A 234-nucleotide genomic window follows, 5' to 3' on the forward strand; every position below is an offset into this window, starting at 1 on the left:
CCGACGTGCATGTTCATGCTTTCAACTCCAAGAGAACTGAGTTAAAAATGCTTCCTGGTTCCCCTGACCTCGAACTTCATGCCACTGCAACCTTGTAATGCGAAGTCCGACTCGTCGGCTTCTCGATACTCTTCGTGGTGGGCAATGAGGCGGGGGGACCTCTCTACAGACAAGGTCAGGAGCAAGTCCTGCCTTAAGGAGCGATCGGTCTCCCCCAGAAACACATCTTCGTAT

The 234-nt window shown here is 52.6% G+C and carries 1 protein-coding gene; it reads right to left on the minus strand.

The window, feature by feature from the left end:
- Nucleotides 1-41: 41 nt before the first annotated feature.
- Nucleotides 42-234: hypothetical protein (locus KVG87_RS25810; protein WP_217853256.1), on the minus strand; the 193-nt coding region annotated here is incomplete at its 5' end.

Origin of the sequence: Pseudomonas siliginis, assembly GCF_019145195.1 — a bacterium.
Taxonomy (GTDB): Bacteria; Pseudomonadota; Gammaproteobacteria; order Pseudomonadales; family Pseudomonadaceae; genus Aquipseudomonas; species Aquipseudomonas siliginis.